Annotated in this window: 15 protein-coding genes; 9 read left to right on the forward strand and 6 right to left on the reverse strand. The window is 49.0% G+C overall.

Going from position 1 to position 20029, the window contains the following annotated elements:
* Positions 1-38: 38 nt before the first annotated feature.
* From BGP75_RS08775 to BGP75_RS08795, 5 genes are all read right to left on the reverse strand, one after another.
* Positions 39-548, reverse strand: coding sequence for a GNAT family N-acetyltransferase (locus BGP75_RS08775; RefSeq protein WP_083704712.1), 510 nt, complete (start codon positions 546-548; stop codon positions 39-41).
* A gap of 117 nt (positions 549-665) precedes the next feature.
* Positions 666-1583, reverse strand: coding sequence for a DMT family transporter (locus tag BGP75_RS08780; protein ID WP_076717816.1), 918 nt, complete (start codon positions 1581-1583; stop codon positions 666-668).
* 170 nt (positions 1584-1753) lie between these two features.
* Positions 1754-4255, reverse strand: coding sequence for an ATP-binding protein (locus BGP75_RS08785; RefSeq protein ID WP_076717818.1), 2502 nt, complete (start codon positions 4253-4255; stop codon positions 1754-1756).
* A gap of 36 nt (positions 4256-4291) precedes the next feature.
* Positions 4292-5089, reverse strand: coding sequence for an ABC transporter substrate-binding protein (locus BGP75_RS08790; RefSeq protein WP_233152885.1), 798 nt, complete (start codon positions 5087-5089; stop codon positions 4292-4294).
* A complete protein-coding gene (locus BGP75_RS08795; RefSeq protein ID WP_076717820.1) occupies positions 5086-5814 on the reverse strand; it encodes a response regulator in 729 nt (242 codons plus the stop codon). The genes BGP75_RS08790 and BGP75_RS08795 overlap by 4 nt, the downstream gene beginning before the upstream one ends.
* A 435-nt stretch (positions 5815-6249) precedes the next feature.
* Between BGP75_RS08795 and BGP75_RS08800 the strand changes: the two genes are divergently transcribed.
* The 9 genes from BGP75_RS08800 (at position 6250) to BGP75_RS08840 (ending at position 17133) form a co-directional block, all read left to right on the forward strand.
* On the forward strand, positions 6250-6501 hold the full coding sequence (locus BGP75_RS08800) for a DUF1289 domain-containing protein (RefSeq protein ID WP_076717823.1): 252 nt from the start codon (positions 6250-6252) through the stop codon (positions 6499-6501).
* Positions 6502-7102: 601 nt separating this feature from the next.
* Positions 7103-8362: a serine hydroxymethyltransferase gene (gene glyA, locus BGP75_RS08805; RefSeq protein ID WP_076717825.1), complete on the forward strand. Its 1260-nt coding sequence runs from the start codon at positions 7103-7105 to the stop codon at positions 8360-8362.
* Between the two features lie 94 nt (positions 8363-8456).
* Positions 8457-9839 (forward strand): L-serine ammonia-lyase, encoded by a 1383-nt coding sequence (locus BGP75_RS08810; protein WP_076717827.1) that lies wholly within the window; start codon positions 8457-8459, stop codon positions 9837-9839.
* Positions 9840-9903: 64 nt separating this feature from the next.
* Complete coding sequence (locus BGP75_RS08815; protein ID WP_076717829.1) at positions 9904-11157, forward strand: sarcosine oxidase subunit beta family protein; 1254 nt, start codon at positions 9904-9906, stop codon at positions 11155-11157.
* A gap of 16 nt (positions 11158-11173) precedes the next feature.
* Positions 11174-11518 (forward strand): sarcosine oxidase subunit delta, encoded by a 345-nt coding sequence (locus BGP75_RS08820; protein WP_076717831.1) that lies wholly within the window; start codon positions 11174-11176, stop codon positions 11516-11518.
* Positions 11515-14538 carry a sarcosine oxidase subunit alpha gene (locus BGP75_RS08825; protein ID WP_076717833.1) on the forward strand — a complete coding sequence of 1008 codons (3024 nt, stop codon included), beginning with the start codon at positions 11515-11517 and terminating at the stop codon, positions 14536-14538. Before BGP75_RS08820 ends, BGP75_RS08825 begins: the two co-directional genes overlap by 4 nt.
* Positions 14531-15223 (forward strand): sarcosine oxidase subunit gamma, encoded by a 693-nt coding sequence (locus BGP75_RS08830; RefSeq protein WP_083704713.1) that lies wholly within the window; start codon positions 14531-14533, stop codon positions 15221-15223. Before BGP75_RS08825 ends, BGP75_RS08830 begins: the two co-directional genes overlap by 8 nt.
* Before the next feature lie 128 nt (positions 15224-15351).
* A complete protein-coding gene (gene purU, locus BGP75_RS08835) occupies positions 15352-16218 on the forward strand; it encodes a formyltetrahydrofolate deformylase (protein WP_076717835.1) in 867 nt (288 codons plus the stop codon).
* A gap of 162 nt (positions 16219-16380) precedes the next feature.
* Positions 16381-17133: an ABC transporter substrate-binding protein gene (locus BGP75_RS08840; protein ID WP_076717837.1), complete on the forward strand. Its 753-nt coding sequence runs from the start codon at positions 16381-16383 to the stop codon at positions 17131-17133.
* A gap of 225 nt (positions 17134-17358) precedes the next feature.
* On the opposite strand, the gene BGP75_RS08845 is transcribed toward BGP75_RS08840, so the two are convergent.
* Positions 17359-19833 carry an Ig-like domain-containing protein gene (locus BGP75_RS08845; RefSeq protein ID WP_076717839.1) on the reverse strand — a complete coding sequence of 825 codons (2475 nt, stop codon included), beginning with the start codon at positions 19831-19833 and terminating at the stop codon, positions 17359-17361.
* Positions 19834-20029 lie beyond the last annotated feature (196 nt).

Raw genomic sequence — 20029 nt, forward strand, 5'->3', positions numbered from 1 at the left:
CGGTTGAAAAACGGCCTGTTCTTTTTATTAAATGGAAGCTAACTCAAAATCCAGCCCATTATTTTTTCGTCTTCAAATCTGTTGTTGATATTTATGGCGCATCTTTTTATTCCCTCGGTCTCAAACCCCAAGCGGGAATAGAGGGCAATTGCCCGGTGGTTATTGGGAGATACGGTCAGCTCCAGACGTTTCAACTCTATGGACTTGGCCCATTGCTGAGTCTGAGTCAGCAACTCAGTGGCTATGCCCTGTCCCCAGTATTGTTTGCGGACACCCAAAAACAGGCTGGCGCTATGTCTTATCTTTCGCAGGCTACTGCCGGCTGCAGCGAGAAAACCGATTAACTCACCGTCCAGTTCTGAGACCAGAATAGTGCTGTTCTTCCCCTGATTGAAACGATTAATAAAATCTATTTCCTGCTCAAGAGAAGGTGAGTATTCATCGGTTTCAAACAGCATAAAGTCTGTTTCTGAGCATAGCGATTTTCGCAACCTGATCAGTGCTGAAGCGTCGAGAGGCGAGGGTTTTCGGGTAATTGCTTTTATCACTTCCGTGTTGTCCGGCTAAGTAGATTGTTGAGTTGATCCGCAGCTTATAACGTTGCAAATTATCCTAATGCTGTAGTCTTAAAGCATCAACCCCTTTCAGGTAAAATCCTCGGTTGTCTAAGGTGTGAGTTGTTCTTCATAGGGGTCAGGGTAAGTTTGATGCGCTTCCTTTCGACCACGTTGAAACAGGTAAAGACCGCTAGCGATTACAATGGCCCCACCGATAAACGCATAGACATCCGGCAGGTCCCCGAACATCAGCCAACCTAACGCCAAAGCCCAGAATATTTGTGAATACATGAAAGGGGCGACTGTCGTGGCTGCTGCGTACTGATGGGCGATGATAATCAGGCTGTGAGCCAGGCCGCCAAACAGGCCGATCACTGTGAGCGCAGTCCATTGTTCGATGTTACTGGGGGTTTGCCAGATAAAAGGGACGTAAAAACTGGTGACCACGGCTCCTACCATGGCGGTATAAAACAAGGTTACTGGAAGGGAGTCACTGTCCGAGAGCTTGCGGGTGCTGACATTGTAAATGGCGGTGCAGCAGGCTGCGCCGAAAATAAATAATGCTCCGATCCCCAGGCTGCTTGTACCAATACTATCGATACCGGGGCGCACGATCACCAGGGTACCCATAAATCCGATAATAATTGCGATAATGGAGTGAGTGCTTACTCGCTCTCCCAGCAAAGGGATTGAAAGCAATAGGACTAGCAGTGGTACCGTAAAGAAAATAGCGGTTGCTTCGGCCAGTCCGATCATGGTCAAGCCAAAAAAGAACAGGATGGTATCGATTAACAGAATCAGCGATCGGCCTATCTGCATGGAGAGGCGGTTGGCTTTTAGCAGGGCTGTTCCATGCCTGGGCCAGAGTAGCACTGTCATCAATGCCAGATGGCCCAGATAGCGAGCCCAAACAACCTGAGCAACAGGAAGTGTTTCTCCTAAGTATTTGGCGAATGCTTCCTGAATGGATATCAGAAACATAGCTCCGATCATGCAGGAAATACCCTTTAGTTGATCCGTTTTCATCTACATGTCCTGAGCTGGTGGTTGCGGCAGCGGTTGTTTTATCGACCTGTCAGTGTCTTGTCAAAAGACTGGTTATAAATTTTTACAAATGGTCAATAAAGCGTCTGTTGATGGTACCTAAGCGGCTTGCGGATGCAAAATCTTATTATGATTTTTGGGCCTGAGCTTGGCTATGAGTCGACTGTTCTCTGGTTCTCTAACCATTGCTGTGCGGCGACCAGAGTTTGGGTCATGACCGTTTCTAAATTCTGATGTAATACTGCTGGATAAGTTTTGTTTTCAGATGCTGCCATCTGTTCCAGTTCCAGAAGTAGCCGACTGGCGCGGCAGAACCCCAAGGTGTCGCAGGCACCACCCAGTTTATGAGCGATTTCAGTACAGTCGCCGTCAGTCTGATCTAATAGGCTTTGCCGCAACCGGGGCCAAAGCTCGCTGTGAACACGGCAGAAACTGTCCATTAGCTCTGCGAGTTTTTTCTCTCCCAGTAATCGACAGTGAGCGTCTACAACGGTCCTGTCCAGCAAGGGTGCCTCCTGTGGGGTAGAAGAAGAGACTAAGTTTGGTGTAAGTTCCTGTCCAGAGGAATCTGTTTTCCCGGTTAGCTGGTGAGAGGGCTTTTCGAAATTGGTTTTAACATAAGGGTTAGCGATAACCTCCATCAGTTGAATTTCGTTGACTGGTTTTGCGATGACACCACAGAGTCCTGCTTCAAAGTAGCGATGGATATCTTCAGATCTTACACTCGCGGTCAGTGCGGCAATGGGCGTTTCTCTGTTACGGTTGCTTTGATCTGTTCTGATCCGATGGCTGACTTCCAGACCGCTGATCCCAGGCAAATGCATGTCCATTAAAATCAGTTCAAACTGTTGCTGCTGGGTTATGCTCAACGCTTGATAACCATCGGCGGCAACAGTGACCTGATGATTGTGGTGCTCCAGCAGACCGATAACGACCTGCTGGTTGATTCTGATATCCTCAATCAGCAATATTTTAAGGGGATTGGATGGCTTTTGGTCTGGTCGCACCTGGTTTGGTGATTCTCTGTTTTGTAGCCTGTTATTCAATTGTTCTTGACCGTTCCGTGGTTTTGAGAGGATGTCTTTTGAACTTGGGTGAGCCGATTGAGCTGGCTTTGCTTCAACGGTTAGCGGAATTTCCAGCCAGAACAAACTGCCGTTGCCAGGGCTGCTGGTCAGTCCGATTTTTCCCTCCAATGCGGTAGCCAGTTCTTTGCAGATCGCTAATCCGAGCCCGGTGCCGCCAAAGCGTCGAGTAATGGTCTCATCAGCCTGAGTAAAACGGTCAAAAATACGCTCCTGTAGTTCTGGTTCAATGCCAATGCCCGAATCCTTCACCTCAAAACGCAACTGTTGCTGTGAGCCGGAGCTGGACTGCCTGAATACAGATAGTTGAACCGCACCGCTATCCGTAAACTTGATCCCGTTGGCCACCAGGTTAGTTAAAATCTGCCGCAGACTGCCTGCTGCTGCATAGCACTCGTCAGCTATGTCTGGGTCGGTTTTCAGCTCCAGCGCTATGTGTTTTTGATTGGCACTGGGGGTCATCAGAGTGATCAGATTGCCGAGCAGTTTTCGTATTGAAAAGTGGGTTTTTTCGGGGATGTAGGCTCCTTCTACCAGGCGTCCATACTGCAAGACGTGATTAAAGGTCTCCAGCAATGCGCTGGTGGCATCATGCAGCACTTGCATATGTTCTCTTTGGGAAGCTGATAACGTACTCTTTTCCAACAGTTGAATCATGCCTAGCATGCCGTTCATCGGGGTGCGGATTTCATGACTCATGGTTGACAGGAATTGTGACTTGGCATTATTGGCCTCTTCTGCCGCTTCCTTCGCCTGTTGCAGGCTTTCAGTACGCTGCTCTACCATCTGTTGTAGCTGATCACGATTATATTGAAGGGCTTTCTGCTCCTGATCTCGTCGTAGCATGTCTTGTTGGATGGCCTGACGCATTTCGTTCAGGGCTGAGGCAAGCTGGTCGAGTTCGTCGGGGCGTGAGGGCTGATTTCGATCCAGATGCAAGCTGCTCTCCAGCTCTCCTGTACCAATACGACGGCTGTAGTTGGCCATGGTTTCCAGATGGCGGGTAATCTGTCGCTGAAACAGCACCAGTATTACCACCATAATCAGCAGTGCCAGCAGGGTTTGGTTCAACAGGGTATTGAGCCCTGTTTGCCAGACGCGGTGATTAAGCGCCTGCTGATCAAAGATGACTTCCAGGCGCCCCAGTGGGCGGTTCTGCTGGTTGGCTGTGGTGTGTATCAGATTGAAATTTTGGCGACGGATGCTCTGCCCCTCGTCAGGCTGCTGACCGGCAGACATCTTTAAGCTTCCATCAGTGTCCTTGTAGTCCAGTTGCAGGTAGGTGACATCAGGCAGGCTTTGTATGCCCTTCAGTTGTAACTGGATCTGAGCTTTATCCAGATCCCATAAGCTTTTTGCCAGATTAGCCAGATAGCTGCTGCGAATAAGTTCAGCCTGTTGGCTGACCGAGCTGAGTTCGCGACGATAGTCCAGTGTCAGTTGCAGTGCCGTGGAAAGCAGAATGAATGCACAACTACAGGCAGTTACATAAACCATCATGCGGTAACCCAATGGGTGCTCCTGAGCATAATGGGCCAGACTGCGCAGCCGCGACAGGGAAGGGGGCATCCTGATACCTCCAGATAGCTGAATAAAGAAAATCAATCAGGAATCGTTGATATGGGGATCGTCGATATATTGCTGACTGAATTGTTTGGTTAAGCGGCGAATCGTACCGTCTCGATGCATCTCCCTCAGTCGCCGGTTAACAGCAGGCAGGTATTGCTGTAAGCCGCTGTTTTTTCCTACTGCCAGATAATAATATTCAGTGGTAATTACTTTTTGCAGGGCCGTTATATGCTGATAAAACCCCAGTTTACGGCTTTGTAATTGACCGCTGAGTTGTCCTAAGGGCATATAGTCAATGCGTCCCAAAGCCAGTTTCTGAAAGTTCTGTTGCCCTCTGGAAACATATTCAATAGGGCTGTTTTGCTGAACAAAGCGGTCAAAGTTATCACCGAAGCTATCGCCCAGTAAGAGTCCAACGGTTTTACCTTGCAGATCTTCCAGTTGCTGGAAATGAATTGGATTTTCGCGATTAACAAACAGGGTGACGATATCGGAAATCATGTGCTGGTTGCTGTAATTCAGGTAACGTTCGCGACGGGCAATACGATAAGCAGCAACCACAATATCTGCATTTCCCTGCTGCACTTCCAGCAGGCAGCGTTTCCAGTTGCTTTCAGCGCTTAAAATAACCTGTTGACCCAGTTCGGCAAAAATCTGTTGGGTTACTTTCGGGGCAAGACCGGTCAACTGACCATTACTGACCCAGGATACCGGTGGGTAAAAGGGGTGACCGCAGGCAATCAGTGGACGAGCCTTTGCTGTCTCAACGTTGGGCAGTAGCAATAGCAGACCAAGCAGAGTCTGTTGACAATACTTTCTGCAACCGAGCTTCACGTTAGATCCGAGGGTCTGGGGGTGAATAGATAACCGGCGCCATGAATGGTTAATATCAGTTTCGGATTAGCCGGGTCATCACCGAGCTTGCGTCTTAAGCGTCCGACCAGTACGTCGACAGTACGATCGCTGGGCACCCACTCCCGATTGCGAATCAGCTCAAGAATTTGTTCGCGACTCATGACTTGACCCGAATGGTTGATCAGGCTGTTGAGGAGTTTAAATTCGCCTTCTGTTAATTGAGTCGATTGCTGCTTTTCATCAATCAGCTGGCGGCGATCGATATTAAGCTTCCAGCGTTCGAAGCTTTTAAAACTATGGCTGAGAGAATCTGTTGGTTTAGCATGACTGCTGTTACGGACTCTGCGTATCAGGTTTTTTGTGCGGGCAAGAATTTCCCGGGGGTTAAAGGGTTTAGTCACGTACTCGTCTGCGCCACACTCCAGTCCAATTAACCGATCAACTTCGTCTTGTCGTCGCGTGACCAGAATAATTCCCACTTCAGAGTGCACTCTCAGCTCCCGTGTCAGGGTTAGACCATCCTTAGCCGGTAGTCGAATATCCAGCAGAATAACGTCGATAGCTTCACTGCGCAGAATTCCTTCGGCCTGTTCTGCGGTTTCGGCGCAGAATACTTGATAGCCTTCATTTTCGAAATAGCTGCTCAGACACTGTCGGGTAATCTGTTCATCATCAACCACAAGAATCTTGGCATCTGCGTACATAATGATTTATACCCGTAGGTTCCTCAGGCGACGGACTCTGACATCCTGACCTGTTCTTTTTATAGGCTTTATAAACTAGCGCTTCAGATACAGTCAGGGCAAGAGTTGTTTACATTCTGTTTACAAGTATGGACAACTTTGCACGCCATGAGTCCATTATTGATCGGCTGCTATTTATCTGAGTGTAATGACTTCGCGGTGGTTCTGATCAAATAATAACCGTAACTGGGTGTTGTGATATGTCATTTGCATGTCGCATATTTATTGATAGAGGTCGTAGTCAGGCAGTTCGAAGGTGCGTTCTCTGATTAATATCATTGAATTATACAGACCGTAGCTACCCAAAGAGGTGAACAGACCCAATCAGTTTTTGTTTCAGGGCTACGGGTAGTATCTGATACGTTTACAAGTGCTAATTAACGGGTAGGTAGCTCCATGAATGATGCTGAATTAATCGCACAGGCTGAGATGTCCCCTTGTGTTGGGGTATGTAAGCTCGATGAAGCTTCGGGCTGGTGCTTTGGTTGTGGCCGTACAGATGGAGAAATTGAAAACTGGCAGAATCTGGACACTTCAGTTCGGGAAGCTCTGGAAGCGGATCTGCCGGGACGTGTCGAGCAGCTACTGGCAGAGCGTCGTGCCAAGCGTGCCGCACGAGGTGGTGCGAGAGGGCGCAAACGGGCCTGACCCTTATTCAGGAGCAGGGGATGAATATTGTGTTCATCCCATTGGTTGATTTTTGCCCCGGAAGATTATTGAAATCTGTAACTCATACCGTTCTGTAACTCATTCTGTGTAGCAGCCGGTTTTTTGTTCTCTTCTTACCTTCGTTCTGAACATCATTCATTGTTGTTCTGGTTACTCTTTTTTCAGAGTGCTTTTTTCAGAGCACTTTTTTCAGAGCTCATTTTTCAGGATTCGCAGACCGGTTTTCAGCATACAAAAACCTGCTTCTGACATGCACTTTTAAGCGCTGACTTGAGACGCTTTTTCTTTGTAATCGTAGTAACTGATACCCCGCTGAAAGGTAGGTGTTTTAAGGGCTTCCGCTATTGGTGGCTTGTTCCAAATTATGGCCGATGAGTTGTTCTGAGCTTAGAGCGGGATCAAATGATCAGTTCCATAGACGCAATGCCGTTTTTCGTCATTGATTGTCGCAAATCCATAGTATCGGGTCGCTGGTAGGCAGTATGGAAATCTTGTCACTCATTACTATGTTTTCTATCAACACCATCCGTCTATAAAGCCTAAAGCGCGTTGCAGCGGGATTCTGAGGAGAATAAGAACAATGTTTAGTAAGAACGATAAGATCGAAAATTTTGATGAAGTGCTTTGGAACGCAATGCAAGACGAGGTGGCACGTCAGGAAGATCATATAGAGCTGATTGCTTCAGAGAACTATACCAGTCCACGGGTAATGCAGGCTCAGGGATCTCAACTCACCAATAAGTATGCAGAAGGCTACCCGCAGAAGCGTTATTACGGCGGTTGTGAGTATGTGGATATTGTTGAGCAGCTGGCGATTGACCGCGCTAAAGAGCTGTTTGGCGCAGATTATGCGAATGTTCAGCCTCACTCCGGTTCTCAGGCGAATGCGGCTGTTTATATGGCCCTGGTTGAGCCTGGTGACACGGTGCTGGGTATGAGTCTGGCCCATGGTGGTCACTTGACTCATGGTTCTCATGTGAATTTCTCCGGTAAGATCTATAAGGCTGTTCAATATGGTCTGAACGATGCCGGTGAAATGGATTATGACGAAGTTGAAGCGTTGGCCAAAGAGCACAAGCCAAAGATGATTGTGGCGGGTTTCTCCGCCTATTCCCGCACTGTGGACTGGGCCCGGTTCCGTGAGATTGCTGACTCGGTTGGCGCATACCTGTTTGTCGATATGGCGCATGTTGCTGGATTGGTCGCAACCGGTCTGTATCCAAACCCAATGCCTCATGCGGATGTTGTTACGACTACGACACACAAGACCCTGCGTGGTCCTCGTGGTGGTCTGATTCTGGCCAAGGCTAATGCCGAGATTGAAAAGAAACTGAACTCCGCTGTTTTCCCGGGTGGACAGGGTGGACCTCTGATGCACGTGATTGCTGCAAAAGCTGTTGCGTTCAAGGAAGCTCTGGAGCCAGCGTTTACCGACTATCAATCTCAGGTTATTAAAAATGCTGATGCCATGGCTAAGGTGTTTATCGAGCGGGGCTACGACGTGGTATCCGGCGGTACTGATAACCACCTGTTTCTGCTTAGTTTGATCAAGCAAGGGCTGACTGGTAAAGATGCTGATGCGGCATTGGGTCGTGCCTCTATTACCGTTAACAAGAATGCTGTGCCTAATGACCCTCAGTCTCCTTTTGTTACTTCCGGCCTGCGTATTGGTTCACCCGTGATTACAACCCGTGGACTGAAAGAGGAACAGTGTGCAGAACTGACTGGCTGGATTGCCGATATTCTAGATGCAATGCAGGCCGGAAATGCTGATAGTGCCATTGCTGAAGTAAAAGAAAAAGTTCAAGGGCTTTGTGCTGACTACCCGGCTTATAGCTGAGGGCTTTGCCCTGGGTTAAGTAAAGACCTACTTATCACTAGAAAATAATCCGGGCAGGACTCAGCGTTCTGCCCGGCTAAGAGATTGTATCGGTATGGCCATTAGTTTGTTTGACATGCTGAAAGTCGGCATTGGTCCCTCCAGTTCTCATACGGTTGGACCGATGAAAGCCGCTCATATGTTTGCCTCTGCACTGGAGACAGACGGATTGTTGGAGCGCGTTAAGCGCGTTCAGTCTCAATTATTCGGCTCTCTTGGGGCGACGGGCAAAGGCCATGGTTCTGGTCCTGCGGTTTTGCTGGGATTGGAAGGGCAGCTGCCTGAGCTGATTGATCCTGTGATCGTAACCCCTCGTGCAGAGGAAATCAGTGAGCAATCGCAGATTGTCCTGTTGGGTGAATACCCCATTCCCTTTAACGAAGCAGAGGACTTGATCTATCACCGTCTGGAGTCGCTGCCTTTTCATGCTAATGGCATGAGTTTTACAGCCTGGGATGAGGCCGGGCAGGAAATCAGCCATCGTGTTTACTATTCAGTAGGTGGCGGATTTGTGGTGGATGAAGCTGCCGCAGGGGCTGACCGAATTGTAGAAGATACAACCAGGTTACCTTACCCGTTCACCACGGGAGAGGAACTGCTGAAAATCTGTAAGCAGAATCAACTGTCCATTTCCGATGTGATGCTGGCGAACGAGCAGGTTTGGCGAACTGAAGCAGACATTCGTGAAGGCATTCTGGATATTTGGAAGGTCATGCAGGAGTGCGTTAAGAACGGCATTCATAACGAAGGTATTCTACCGGGCGGATTGAAAGTCAAGCGTCGTGCAGCGTCGTTGCACCGTGAACTTAAAAACCGCACTCGAATGGATATGATTACGCCGTCCCTCGGCGCGATGGACTGGGTCAACCTTTATGCATTGGCGGTTAATGAAGAAAATGCAGCGGGTGGGCGCATGGTGACTGCTCCGACCAATGGTGCAGCCGGTATTATTCCTGCTGTGCTGCATTACTACATCAATTTCTGCCCCAATTCTGACGAAGAAGGGGTGATTCGTTTTCTGCTCTGTGCCGCAGCAATTGGTATCTTGTTTAAGGAAAATGCCTCCATCTCCGGCGCCGAAGTGGGTTGCCAGGGAGAAGTTGGTTCAGCCTGTGCGATGGCCGCTGCCGGACTGGCAGAAGCGACCGGTGGCACTCCTGAACAGGTAGAAAACGCGGCTGAAATCGGCATGGAACACAATCTTGGCCTAACCTGTGATCCTATTGGCGGTTTAGTTCAGGTTCCTTGTATAGAACGCAATGCCATGGCTTCGCTTAAGGCTATTAACGCAGCATCGTTGGCCCTTCGTGGCGATGGTGAGCATTTTGTGTCTCTTGATAAGGTGATCCGCACAATGCGGGACACTGGCAGAGACATGTTGGATAAATATAAAGAAACGTCTCGAGGAGGGCTGGCCGTCAACGTTATTGAATGTTGATGGATTAGTTTTCTCGAAGCTAGATTCCAGCCGATGGAGGCTGGATCCCAGTGAGGGTAGAGCAATGCAAAAATACTCAGGATTCGGGCTGTTTAAACACTCCCTGAGCCACCACGAGAACTGGCAGCGGGTTTGGCGTAACCCTAAGCCTAAAAAGAAATATGATGTCGTGATCGTCGGTGGTGGTGGCCATGGTCTGGCGACTGCTTATTATCTGGCGAAAGTGCATAACGTCACCAATGTGGCTGTTATTGAAAAGGGCTATCTGGGTGGTGGTAACACTGCCCGTAACACCACTATCGTTCGATCAAATTATCTGTGGGATGAGTCTGCTCACCTTTACGAACACGCCATGAAATTGTGGGAAGGTCTATCTCAGGATCTTAACTACAATGTGATGTTCTCCCAGCGCGGCGTACTGAATCTTGGTCATACGCTTCAGGATATGCGTGATATTGAACGCCGGGTAAATGCCAATCGTCTTAACGGAATCGATGGTGAAGTACTGGATGCCAAGCAGGTTCAGGAGATCGTACCGATCATGGACTGTTCAGCTAACAGTCGTTATCCGGTGATGGGTTCTTCCTGGCAGCCTCGTGCTGGAGTAGCACGTCACGATGCCGTGGCCTGGGGGTTTGCCCGAGCTGCTGATGCATTGGGTGTGGATCTGATCCAGCAGTGTGAAGTAATCGATATCATTACTGAAGATGGCGCCGCTGTGGCTGTTGAGACTAAACAGCATGGCACCATCAAGGGAGATCGAATTGGCTGCGTAGTGGCAGGCAACTCCAGTGTTCTGGCGAAGATGGCAGGATTTGACTTGCCGTTGGAATCACATCCGCTGCAGGCGCTCGTGTCTGAGCCGATTAAGCCGATTCTCGATACTGTCGTCATGTCCAACCATGTGCATGGTTACGTTTCCCAATCTGATAAGGGTGATTTGGTCATCGGGGCAGGGATTGATGGCTACAACGGTTATGGCCAGCGTGGTGGTTATCACACCATCGAACATACCGTTCAGGCGATTGTTGAGCTGTTTCCGATCTTCAGCCGTGTACGTATGAACCGACAGTGGGGGGGAATCGTTGACACTTGTCCGGATGCCTGTCCGATTATCTCCGATACGCCGGTCGAAAATCTGTTCTTCAACTGTGGTTGGGGTACCGGTGGTTTTAAAGCAACGCCTGGATCTGGTCATGTGTTTGCCGAGACATTGGCCAAAGGTGAAGCCAATGAAATGGCCAAGCCATTCTCCATGTTCCGTTTCCATGACGGTGCGTTAATTGATGAACATGGCGCAGCTGGCGTCGCCCACTAACCGGAGGAGTAACACGATGTTTTATATCTACTGCCCTCATTGTGAGGAGCACCGGGAAGAGGAGGAGTTTCATTCCTCCGGTGAAGCACATATCGCCCGTCCCCTGGACCCGGAAAGCTGCAGCGACGAAGAGTGGGGCAACTACCTGTTCTTCCGCAGAAACCCTCGTGGCCTGCATCATGAACTTTGGGTCCATGCAGCCGGTTGTCGTAAGTTTTTTAATATGACTCGTGATACCCAGACTTACGAAATCAAAGAAGTCTACAAAATTGGCCAGTTGCCACAAGCGGTTGCGGAAGGCAGTTTGCTAAGCGAAGGCGCAGTACAAGAAAGCTCAGAAGAAGCGGGGCGTACAACATGACACAGATAAATCGTCTCCAGACTGGCGGCCGTATAACTCGCAGCAAACAGCTGACTTTTACCTATAACGGTAAGAGCTATCCTGGTTTTGAAGGTGATACGCTGGCATCGGCCATGTTGGCCAATGGCATTGACGTGGTTGCCCGCAGCTTTAAATACAGCCGTCCTCGTGGCATTGTCGCAGCAGGCGCTGAAGAGCCAAATGCGGTCTTGCAGTTGGGCGCAACTGAAGCGACTCAGGTACCGAATGTGCGCGCAACTCAGCAGGAGTTGTTCCCGGGTCTGGTAGCCCAGTCAACAAATGGCTGGCCTAGTACTGAATTCGATATGATGAGTGTGATGGGTAAGGCCGGTGGCAAAATGATGCCTCCGGGCTTTTACTACAAGACATTCATGTATCCCCAGTCACTGTGGAATACCTATGAAGGAATGATTCGTAAGGCCGCAGGTCTGGGCCGATCTCCGCGTGAAAATGATCCGGATATCTATGATCATGTCAATCAGCATGCTGATGTGATGATCGTCGGCTCTGGTCCTGCCGGACTGGCCGCTGCATTGAGTGCTGCCCGTTCCGGTGCCCGGGTGATTCTGGCTGATGAACAGTCTGAATTTGGTGGATCACTGTTGCACAGTACCGAAACTATCGACGGTCGCCCGGCAGCAGAATGGGTGAAGGATGTCGTCGATGAGCTGAGTAATTGTGCGGAAGCTATTCTGTTACCGCGTTCTACTGTTAACGGTTACCATGATCATAATTTTCTGACCATTCATCAGCGCTGCACCGATCATATCAGCGACAAGGCACCGACCGGACAGGTGCGTCAGCGTATGCATCGTGTGCGTGCCAAATGGGTAGTGTTGGCTACTGGTGCTCATGAACGTCCATTGGTTTACGGTAACAACGATGTGCCGGGCTGTATGGTTGCTTCTGCTGTTTCAACTTATATTAACCGTTATGCCGTTGTACCAGGTTCTGAACTCGTACTGATGACGACTAACGATGGTGCTTATCAGGCTGCTCTGGATTGGGCTAATGCAGGTCGTAAGGTTGTGGCCATTGTTGATACCCGCGCTAACCCCTCAGGTGATTTGGTTAGTCAGGCTCGAGAGAAGGGCCTGAATGTAATCACCGGTTCTGCTGTTATCGACGTACAGGGCAGCAAGCGCGTGACGGGCGTATCCGTGGCGCCTATCGATGCAACCGGTGATCGCGTAACCGGCGCGGTTCAGCAACTGAACTGTAATACCGTGGCCAGTTCCGGCGGTTGGAGCCCTGCGGTACACCTGTCCTGCCATACCGGCAGTCGTCCGCAGTGGCGAGATGATGTGATTGGTTTTGTTCCCGGTGAAACCGTGCAAAAGCAGCTGACTGCAGGTGCGATTAACGGCAGCTTTAGCCTTAAAGCTTGTCTTGAAGAGGGCTCAGAGGCTGGACACAAAGCTGCTTTCAATGCTGGCTTTACCGACCTGCCTGATGCGGTTGTTCCTCAGGTAGAAGAGATCAATGCAGGAACAGCCATGGCACTGTTCCACATTCCTCATACTAAGCCAACCAGTCAGGCTCCCAAGCAGTTTGTTGACTACCAGACTGATGTGACCGCAGCCGGTATCGAACTGGCGACGCGAGAAGGTTTCGAGTCGATCGAGCACGTCAAGCGTTATACGGCGATGGGATTTGGTACCGACCAGGGTAAGCTGGGTAACATTAATGGTATGGCAGTAGCCGCTAAATCCATGAATAAGAGTATCCCGGAGACTGGCACGACTATTTTCCGCCCCAACTATACCCCGATTACTTTTGGAGCCATTGCTGGTCGCCACTGCGGTGAGCTGTTTGATCCGAAGCGTTATAGCTCAATGCACGCGTGGCATCTGGAAAACGGTGCTTTGTTTGAGGATGTCGGTCAGTGGAAGCGCCCCTGGTATTTCCCCAAGGCGGGGGAATCCATGCAGGATGCCCTGAACCGTGAATGTAAAGCGACCCGGGAAAGTGTAGGCATTCTGGATGCCTCCACTCTGGGTAAAATTGATATTCAGGGTAAGGATGCACGCGAGTTCCTCGGTCGTGTTTACACCAATGCCTGGGCCAAGCTGGCTGTTGGCAAGTGTCGCTATGGTCTGATGTGTGGCGAAGACGGCATGGTCTTTGATGATGGTGTCACCTCCTGTCTGGCTGAGAATCACTTTGTGATGACCACAACGACCGGTGGAGCTGCACGCGTGCTTGAGTGGCTGGAAATTTACCATCAGACCGAATGGCCTGAGCTGGAAGTCTACTTCAATACGGTCACCGACCATTGGTCTACCATGACTATTTCAGGCCCTAATGCGCGTAAGCTGCTGTCTGACGTATGCAATGATATTGACCTGGATCGTGACAGCTTCAAGTTTATGGATTGGCGTGAAGGTACCGTTGCCGGCGTTCCTGCCCGTGTCTTCAGGATTTCCTTTACCGGTGAGCTGTCTTATGAGATCAACGTTCAGGCGAACTACGGTCTTCATGTCTGGGAAGCCTTATTCGAGCAGGGGGCCAAGTACGACCTGACGCCCTACGGAACTGAAACCATGCACGTGCTGCGTGCTGAGAAAGGCTTCATTATCGCCGGTCAGGATACCGATGGATCAGTCCACCCTTATGATTTGGGCATGGGCTGGTGTGTCAGTAATCAAAAGCCTTTCAGCTACATTGGTAAGCGTGGCATGAACCGTGAGGATTGTGTTAAACCTAATCGTAAACAGCTCGTTGGCTTGAAAACTAAAGATGGTCAGATTGTGATCCCAGAGGGTTCACAAGCTGTTGCAGATCCGAATCAGCCGATTCCGATGACCATGCTGGGTCATGTTACTTCGAGTTACTACAGTGCCTGTCTGGGGCACAGTGTTGCTTTAGGTATGGTTCGCGGCGGACTGGATAAGATGGGAGAGACTGTCTACTACCCGCAGCCCGATGGCTCTGTTATTGAGGCAGAAATCTGCAGCCCGATCTTCTTGGATCCAAAGGGGGACCGCCAAAATGTCTAATGCAGCAACCGCAGAAAAAGATCTGCAATCTCCAGCCCAGGACGCTCAGGCCCCCGCAAAAGTGGCCGTTATGGATTTGCTACCGGGACAGGGGCCACGGGCGGACAGTCCTCTGGCTCACGCTGACCTTGCCACGCTTGCCAAAAAGGGAGCGCAGCAAGGAGGTGTTTGCTTACAGGAACTAAAGCTTCTGGGGCATTTGGTATTACGTGGTAGTACCGAAAATAAAGAGTTCGTGGCGGGTGCCGAAAAAGCGTTGGGTGTGGCCCTGCCTGGGCCTCTGCAAAGCGCTGAGTCCGGAGAAATGTCCATTCGTTGGATCTCACCGGATGAGTGGCTGATTATCGTGCCGGGTCCCAATGCTTTTCAGCTGGAACGAGAATTGCGCGAGGCCATGGGCAGCGCTCATTGTGCTGTTGTGAACGTGTCCGGAGGTCAGACTGTACTGAGCATCAGTGGCGCGAATGCCCGTGATGTTTTACAGAAATCGACCCCTTACGATGTGCATGACCGCAACTTCCCTGTCGGGAAAGCCGTTACCACGGTCTTTGCCAAATCCCAGGCGGTGATTCGCCGTACGGGTAATGAAAGTTGGGAGTTGGTTATCCGTCGTAGTTTTGCCGATTATCTGTGGCTTTGGTTGCAGGATTCCAGTCAGGAGTTTGGTCTGGTAGTAAAAGACTAAGCGCTGTTCTTAAAATAAAAACCATGAGCCCGGCCCCACTTCTCTTCTTGTTTTTTTTGGGAGAGGAGGGGAGGTCGAGCTGCTCAGTCCTATGAGTTTGTTCTCCATCTGTCAGTCGAGACAACGTTATGAAACAACAAGAAAATTACTGGACTCTTACCGCTAACTGCCCTAATCGCCTGGGTGCCCTTGATGTGGTGACTCGCTATTTGGCGGAAACCAAAAACTACGTTGAGGAAATTCACTCCTACGATGACCGTGCGCAGGATCACTTCTGTGTTCGGGTACAGTTTCGCCCGACAGCAGAGCAATTCAATGCCGATGAATTTAATCAAGGATTTGTTGATCGTGCCGCTGAATTTAATATGGAATGGGACCTTACGGAGCCGGGACACAAGACACGTGTGGCGATCATGGTTTCCAAGTATGATCATTGTCTGAATGATCTTCTTTACCGCTATCGTACCGGTGCATTGGCCATTGAAATTCCGGTGATCATTTCTAATCACCCGGATTTACAGGGGTTAGCTGAGTGGCATGGTATTCCATACTATCACCTCCCGATTACGGCAGAGACAAAACCTCAACAGGAAGCACAGATCTGGGATCTGATAGAGGAATATGACTGTGAGCTGGTTGTTTTAGCCCGTTATATGCAAATACTTTCCGATGATTTGAGCCAGAAACTCAGCGGAAAGGCGATTAATATCCATCATTCATTGTTACCTGGTTTTAAGGGTGCCAAGCCTTATCACCAAGCCTGGGAAAAAGGAGTAAAACTGGTGGGAGCTACTGCCCACTATGTTAACAGTGATCTGGATGAAGGGCCGATTATTTCTCAAGGCGTACAGGCTGTCGAGCACAGTCACTACCCCGAGGATTTGGTTGCTAAAGGACAGGATATCGAGGCTCATACTCTGGCGCGTGCAGTTCGTTATCATATCGAAAAACGTGTATTCCTGATGGGCAATCGCACAGTCGTCTTTTCTGACTGATCAGCAGCAAGTTGTTTCCAACAAATATGATCGATGCGTGATTGTTTATAAAAAGAGGGCCTGGACCCTCTTTTTTATTGTTAGGAGAGCGCTTTTATATTTGGGCGCGATGGTGATAACGAAGCTAGACTCAATAAATAAAAGTGTCATTAGGAGTTCGTTATGTATAAGAAAGTTGTTCTTGCCGTTGCAGCTTTATTGTTGATTCTGTCGCCGGGATTGAAAGCAGAGAGCCTGGATCTTGTCTGCAGTGAGTGGGAACCCTACATCAGCAAGAATCTGGATAATATGGGGCCTTTGGCTGAACTGGTGACCGCAGCCTTTGAAAAAAGCGGTTATCAGGGGGTCGTAACCACTCATCCTTGGGCTGATGCTATCAACGGTGCCAAGAGTGGAGAACATGATGCCGCAGTCTGCGCCTGGTTCAGTAAAGAACGTAATAAGGAATTTCGTTTCAGTACACCGATAATACTGAACCGTATTTCATTTCTGAAACGCAAGGCTGACCGTATCTCCTGGGACCGCATGGCAGATCTTAAGCCTTACAAGTTTGCTAAGTTAAAAGATGGGGTTATCTCGAAAAAATTCGACTCATCAGGTTTGCAAATTCGAGAAGAGAACGAGCAGATTGATGCGGTACGGCTGTTGATTGCCGGAGAGGTGGATATGGTCCCCGGTGATGAAGGTGAAGCGCTTGCTGTGATTAAGCGCTATGTTCCTGAATCTGCAGACAGTCTGGATTTTGTCGATAAATCAGTATCTTCCAATACCGTGCATGTCATGGTGTCTCGCAGTCACCCCAAGAGCAAAGAAATTATTTCTGCTTTTAATAAAGGAATTGAAGCGATGCGGGCGGATGGAAGCTATAAGGCGTTACTGGCTAAACATGGTATGGAACGCTTAGCTGTAGAGTAGCTATTTTAGACCAAGCCTTTTTAACCAACCACATTTTTCCGGCTCCTGTCATAGGGCCTTAGTAAGGATAAGTATCTAACAAGGCCAGCTCAACTGCCAGGGATGGCAATGGTGTTATCTAACTCTCTGCATTGCTGTAACTGTTTTTAATTGGTTTTACTATCCGATTATAAGCTTTGCACTTGCCAAGCAAGACAAGCACAAAGCTCAGTCGATCAAGTGTGGTTATGCGAAGATAAAGTCGCTATCGTGAAGACTGGCCATGGCTACACCGGTCAGTGTTACGCTGCTATCGACTCCAAGCGTCAAAACGGTATCAGAGCCAACCTGGTTGCTATCAAGCAATAGTTCGGCTAATCCTGAATAGCTTAGGGCACTGAGATCAATGAGGTCGTCAGTCCCATTGCCAGCTACAAAATCAAGGAGAGTATCATGACCTGAATTGAGTCCAATGATAAAGGTGTCATTGCCTGACCCTCCCGTCATGATGTCGTCACCAGAGCCTCCGTACAGTTGATCATCATCGTTACCACCGCTTAACGTATCATTACCCTCACCGCCAAAAAGTAAATCATCACCACCGCCTGAAGAAAGCTGGTCATCACCAGAACCACCATCGAGAAGGTTCTGTCCAATGTTCAGAGCTTCTAGCCGATCGTTACCATCTTCGCCGTAAAGGCTGTTTGCCCCTGCGTGCTTTTCTGTTAATACGTCATCGCCGTTTCCACCAAATAAAGAATCGATACCGCCGCCACCGTTGATATAGTCATTACCTTCTCCGCCATACAGCATATCGGCACCGCCGCTGCCCAGGACGATATCGTTACCACCATATCCAAATATGCTTTCGTCCGCCGATGTGCCTACGAGTCGTTCACCGTTTTCTGTACCGTTAATGACGTTAGGTGGGATTTGGGGTTGGGTAACATTAATACTGACAAGACCTTCTGTTTCGCCTCCTGCACCATCGGAAACCCGGTAGCTGAAGCCTGCAGCGCCTGTGTATCCAGAGTCAGGTGTGAAAATCGCCTCGCCGGCAGCATTGAGTACAACAGTCCCGTGAACAGCCTGATCCACCGCTATAATGGTCAGCTCAGCATGGCTATTATCAACATCAGTATCGTTATCCAATAGATCGGTAAGGACCAGTGTAGCGTCATTGTCCACGGTGTAACCGCCATCGCTGTTTGCCACAGGAGCATCATTGACCGGGAGGATATTGAATGAGATTACTTTATTGCTGCTGACACTCTGACCCGTACTGGTCTCAGTTGCAGTTGCAGTGAGGGTTAAATCAAATGTACCGTAATAATCATCAACAGATGTCAAACTTAAAGCACTCAGGTCCCAGCCATCCACATTTACCTGGGTCACTCCAGCTGAGGCGGTAAATTGATGGACTCCATCACTAAGGGTCCGTCCTTCGGGAATATTGCTGATAATAACCGTCAGGTCCTCTTGTCCTTCGGCCAATGAAGCGGTTATTGCAGGCAATAGCGTCAGGTTATCTTCGTCATTGGTAATTGAGCCGGTAAAGGTTGCTGCCGAATAGTGTTGGGCTACGATTTCTCCATTAGACTCCCAAGTAATGACATACTCATTGCCATTCAGGGCTGTTATTGACGGATACGCTTCTTGAGTATTGTCAATACTGATTAGAGTTTCCCCGCCCACTGCATTGCCAAATTTATCATATTGTTGAGCGAAAATGTCATGGCCGTTAGAGTGCCAGGTAATTACATAGCCTCCATCACCTAGTGATGTTACAGAAGGAGCGGATTGGTATCCGCCAGTATAAGTGTTGACCTGGAACTCACTCCCCATTGGATTACTGTTAGCGTCGAATTGCTGAGCAAAAACACCGACCCCTGAACCGTCCTGCCCTCCCCATGATCCCCAAGTGACTATATAGCCACCGTCTTTAAGTGCTGCTATTGCTGGATCAGCTTGATCCGTTGGACCTGTAAAGGTATTAACCTTAATCTCATTACCGATGGGGTTAGAGTTGGCATCAAAATGTTGTGAATAGATATCTAGGCCTGTCGTTCCAGATTGGGTTCCCATTGCCCAGGTGATGACGTAGTTTCCATTGTCTAGTGTTGTTATAGCGGGAAAAAACTGGCCCACGCCGTAGGTAGAAGTATTTACCTGAAATTCATTGCCTATCGAGTTACCATTGGTGTCAAATTGCTGGGCATTAATATTGGTTCCATTGGGTGATTTTGACCCCCAAACGATGATATAACCACCATCATCAAGTGATGTTATTGCAGGAGCTGTTTGTGAATCACTGGTTTCTGTATTGACTCCAAATTCTGGGCCTATTGGGTTACCTTCAGCGCTAAACTGCTGGGCAAATATACCCCACAAGGAACCATCCTGATCCATTGAATGCCATGTGATGACATAACCACCGTTCTTAAGTCCTGTTATTGATGGATAATACTGATAAGAGTCAGTGAAGGTGTTTACTTGAAACTCTCCCCCCCCAGGACTTTTATTTGCGTCATATTGCTGAGCAAATATACCAGCGTCAGAGCCGTCTTGATCGTCGGATTGCCAGGCTATCACATAGCCTCCATTAGCCAGTGAAGCTATTGAGGGTAGGTTCTGATAGTGCACGGTATCGGTATTAACCTGCTGTATGCTGCCAACTTTTTCGCTTTGCGTTCCTGCTATCTCAATGATAGGTGTACTCATAATAGTAATAATCCTTTACATGGTTTTAGGTTGAGCGCCTATACTATTGTGTTTTACGTTATGTATGAACTTGTTTTTTAAGTGGTTTTGTTTCTTAATGATTGTATTTCTTAAGGTGTGCCTGCTGTTCTTGAGTTACCTTCTGCCATCGATTTATTAATATCCGTGCTTATAAGGTTGGTAAATCCGTTGTTAC

It is taken from the genome of Motiliproteus sp. MSK22-1 (assembly GCF_001968815.1).
In the GTDB taxonomy this organism is placed as follows: domain Bacteria; phylum Pseudomonadota; class Gammaproteobacteria; order Pseudomonadales; family Balneatricaceae; genus Motiliproteus.

Bases quoted from the DNA above. Each gene is read 5' to 3' on its own strand.
- BGP75_RS08780 (WP_076717816.1), bottom strand. From the start codon at position 1,583: ATGAAAACGGATCAACTAAAGGGTATTTCCTGCATGATCGGAGCTATG.
- BGP75_RS08785 (WP_076717818.1), bottom strand. From the start codon at position 4,255: ATGCCCCCTTCCCTGTCGCGGCTGCGCAGTCTGGCCCATTATGCTCAG.
- BGP75_RS08795 (WP_076717820.1), bottom strand. From the start codon at position 5,814: ATGTACGCAGATGCCAAGATTCTTGTGGTTGATGATGAACAGATTACC.
- BGP75_RS08800 (WP_076717823.1), top strand. From the start codon at position 6,250: ATGAATGATGCTGAATTAATCGCACAGGCTGAGATGTCCCCTTGTGTT.
- glyA (WP_076717825.1), top strand. From the start codon at position 7,103: ATGTTTAGTAAGAACGATAAGATCGAAAATTTTGATGAAGTGCTTTGG.
- BGP75_RS08810 (WP_076717827.1), top strand. From the start codon at position 8,457: ATGGCCATTAGTTTGTTTGACATGCTGAAAGTCGGCATTGGTCCCTCC.
- BGP75_RS08815 (WP_076717829.1), top strand. From the start codon at position 9,904: ATGCAAAAATACTCAGGATTCGGGCTGTTTAAACACTCCCTGAGCCAC.
- BGP75_RS08820 (WP_076717831.1), top strand. From the start codon at position 11,174: ATGTTTTATATCTACTGCCCTCATTGTGAGGAGCACCGGGAAGAGGAG.
- BGP75_RS08825 (WP_076717833.1), top strand. From the start codon at position 11,515: ATGACACAGATAAATCGTCTCCAGACTGGCGGCCGTATAACTCGCAGC.
- BGP75_RS08830 (WP_083704713.1), top strand. From the start codon at position 14,531: ATGTCTAATGCAGCAACCGCAGAAAAAGATCTGCAATCTCCAGCCCAG.
- purU (WP_076717835.1), top strand. From the start codon at position 15,352: ATGAAACAACAAGAAAATTACTGGACTCTTACCGCTAACTGCCCTAAT.
- BGP75_RS08840 (WP_076717837.1), top strand. From the start codon at position 16,381: ATGTATAAGAAAGTTGTTCTTGCCGTTGCAGCTTTATTGTTGATTCTG.
- BGP75_RS08845 (WP_076717839.1), bottom strand. From the start codon at position 19,833: ATGAGTACACCTATCATTGAGATAGCAGGAACGCAAAGCGAAAAAGTT.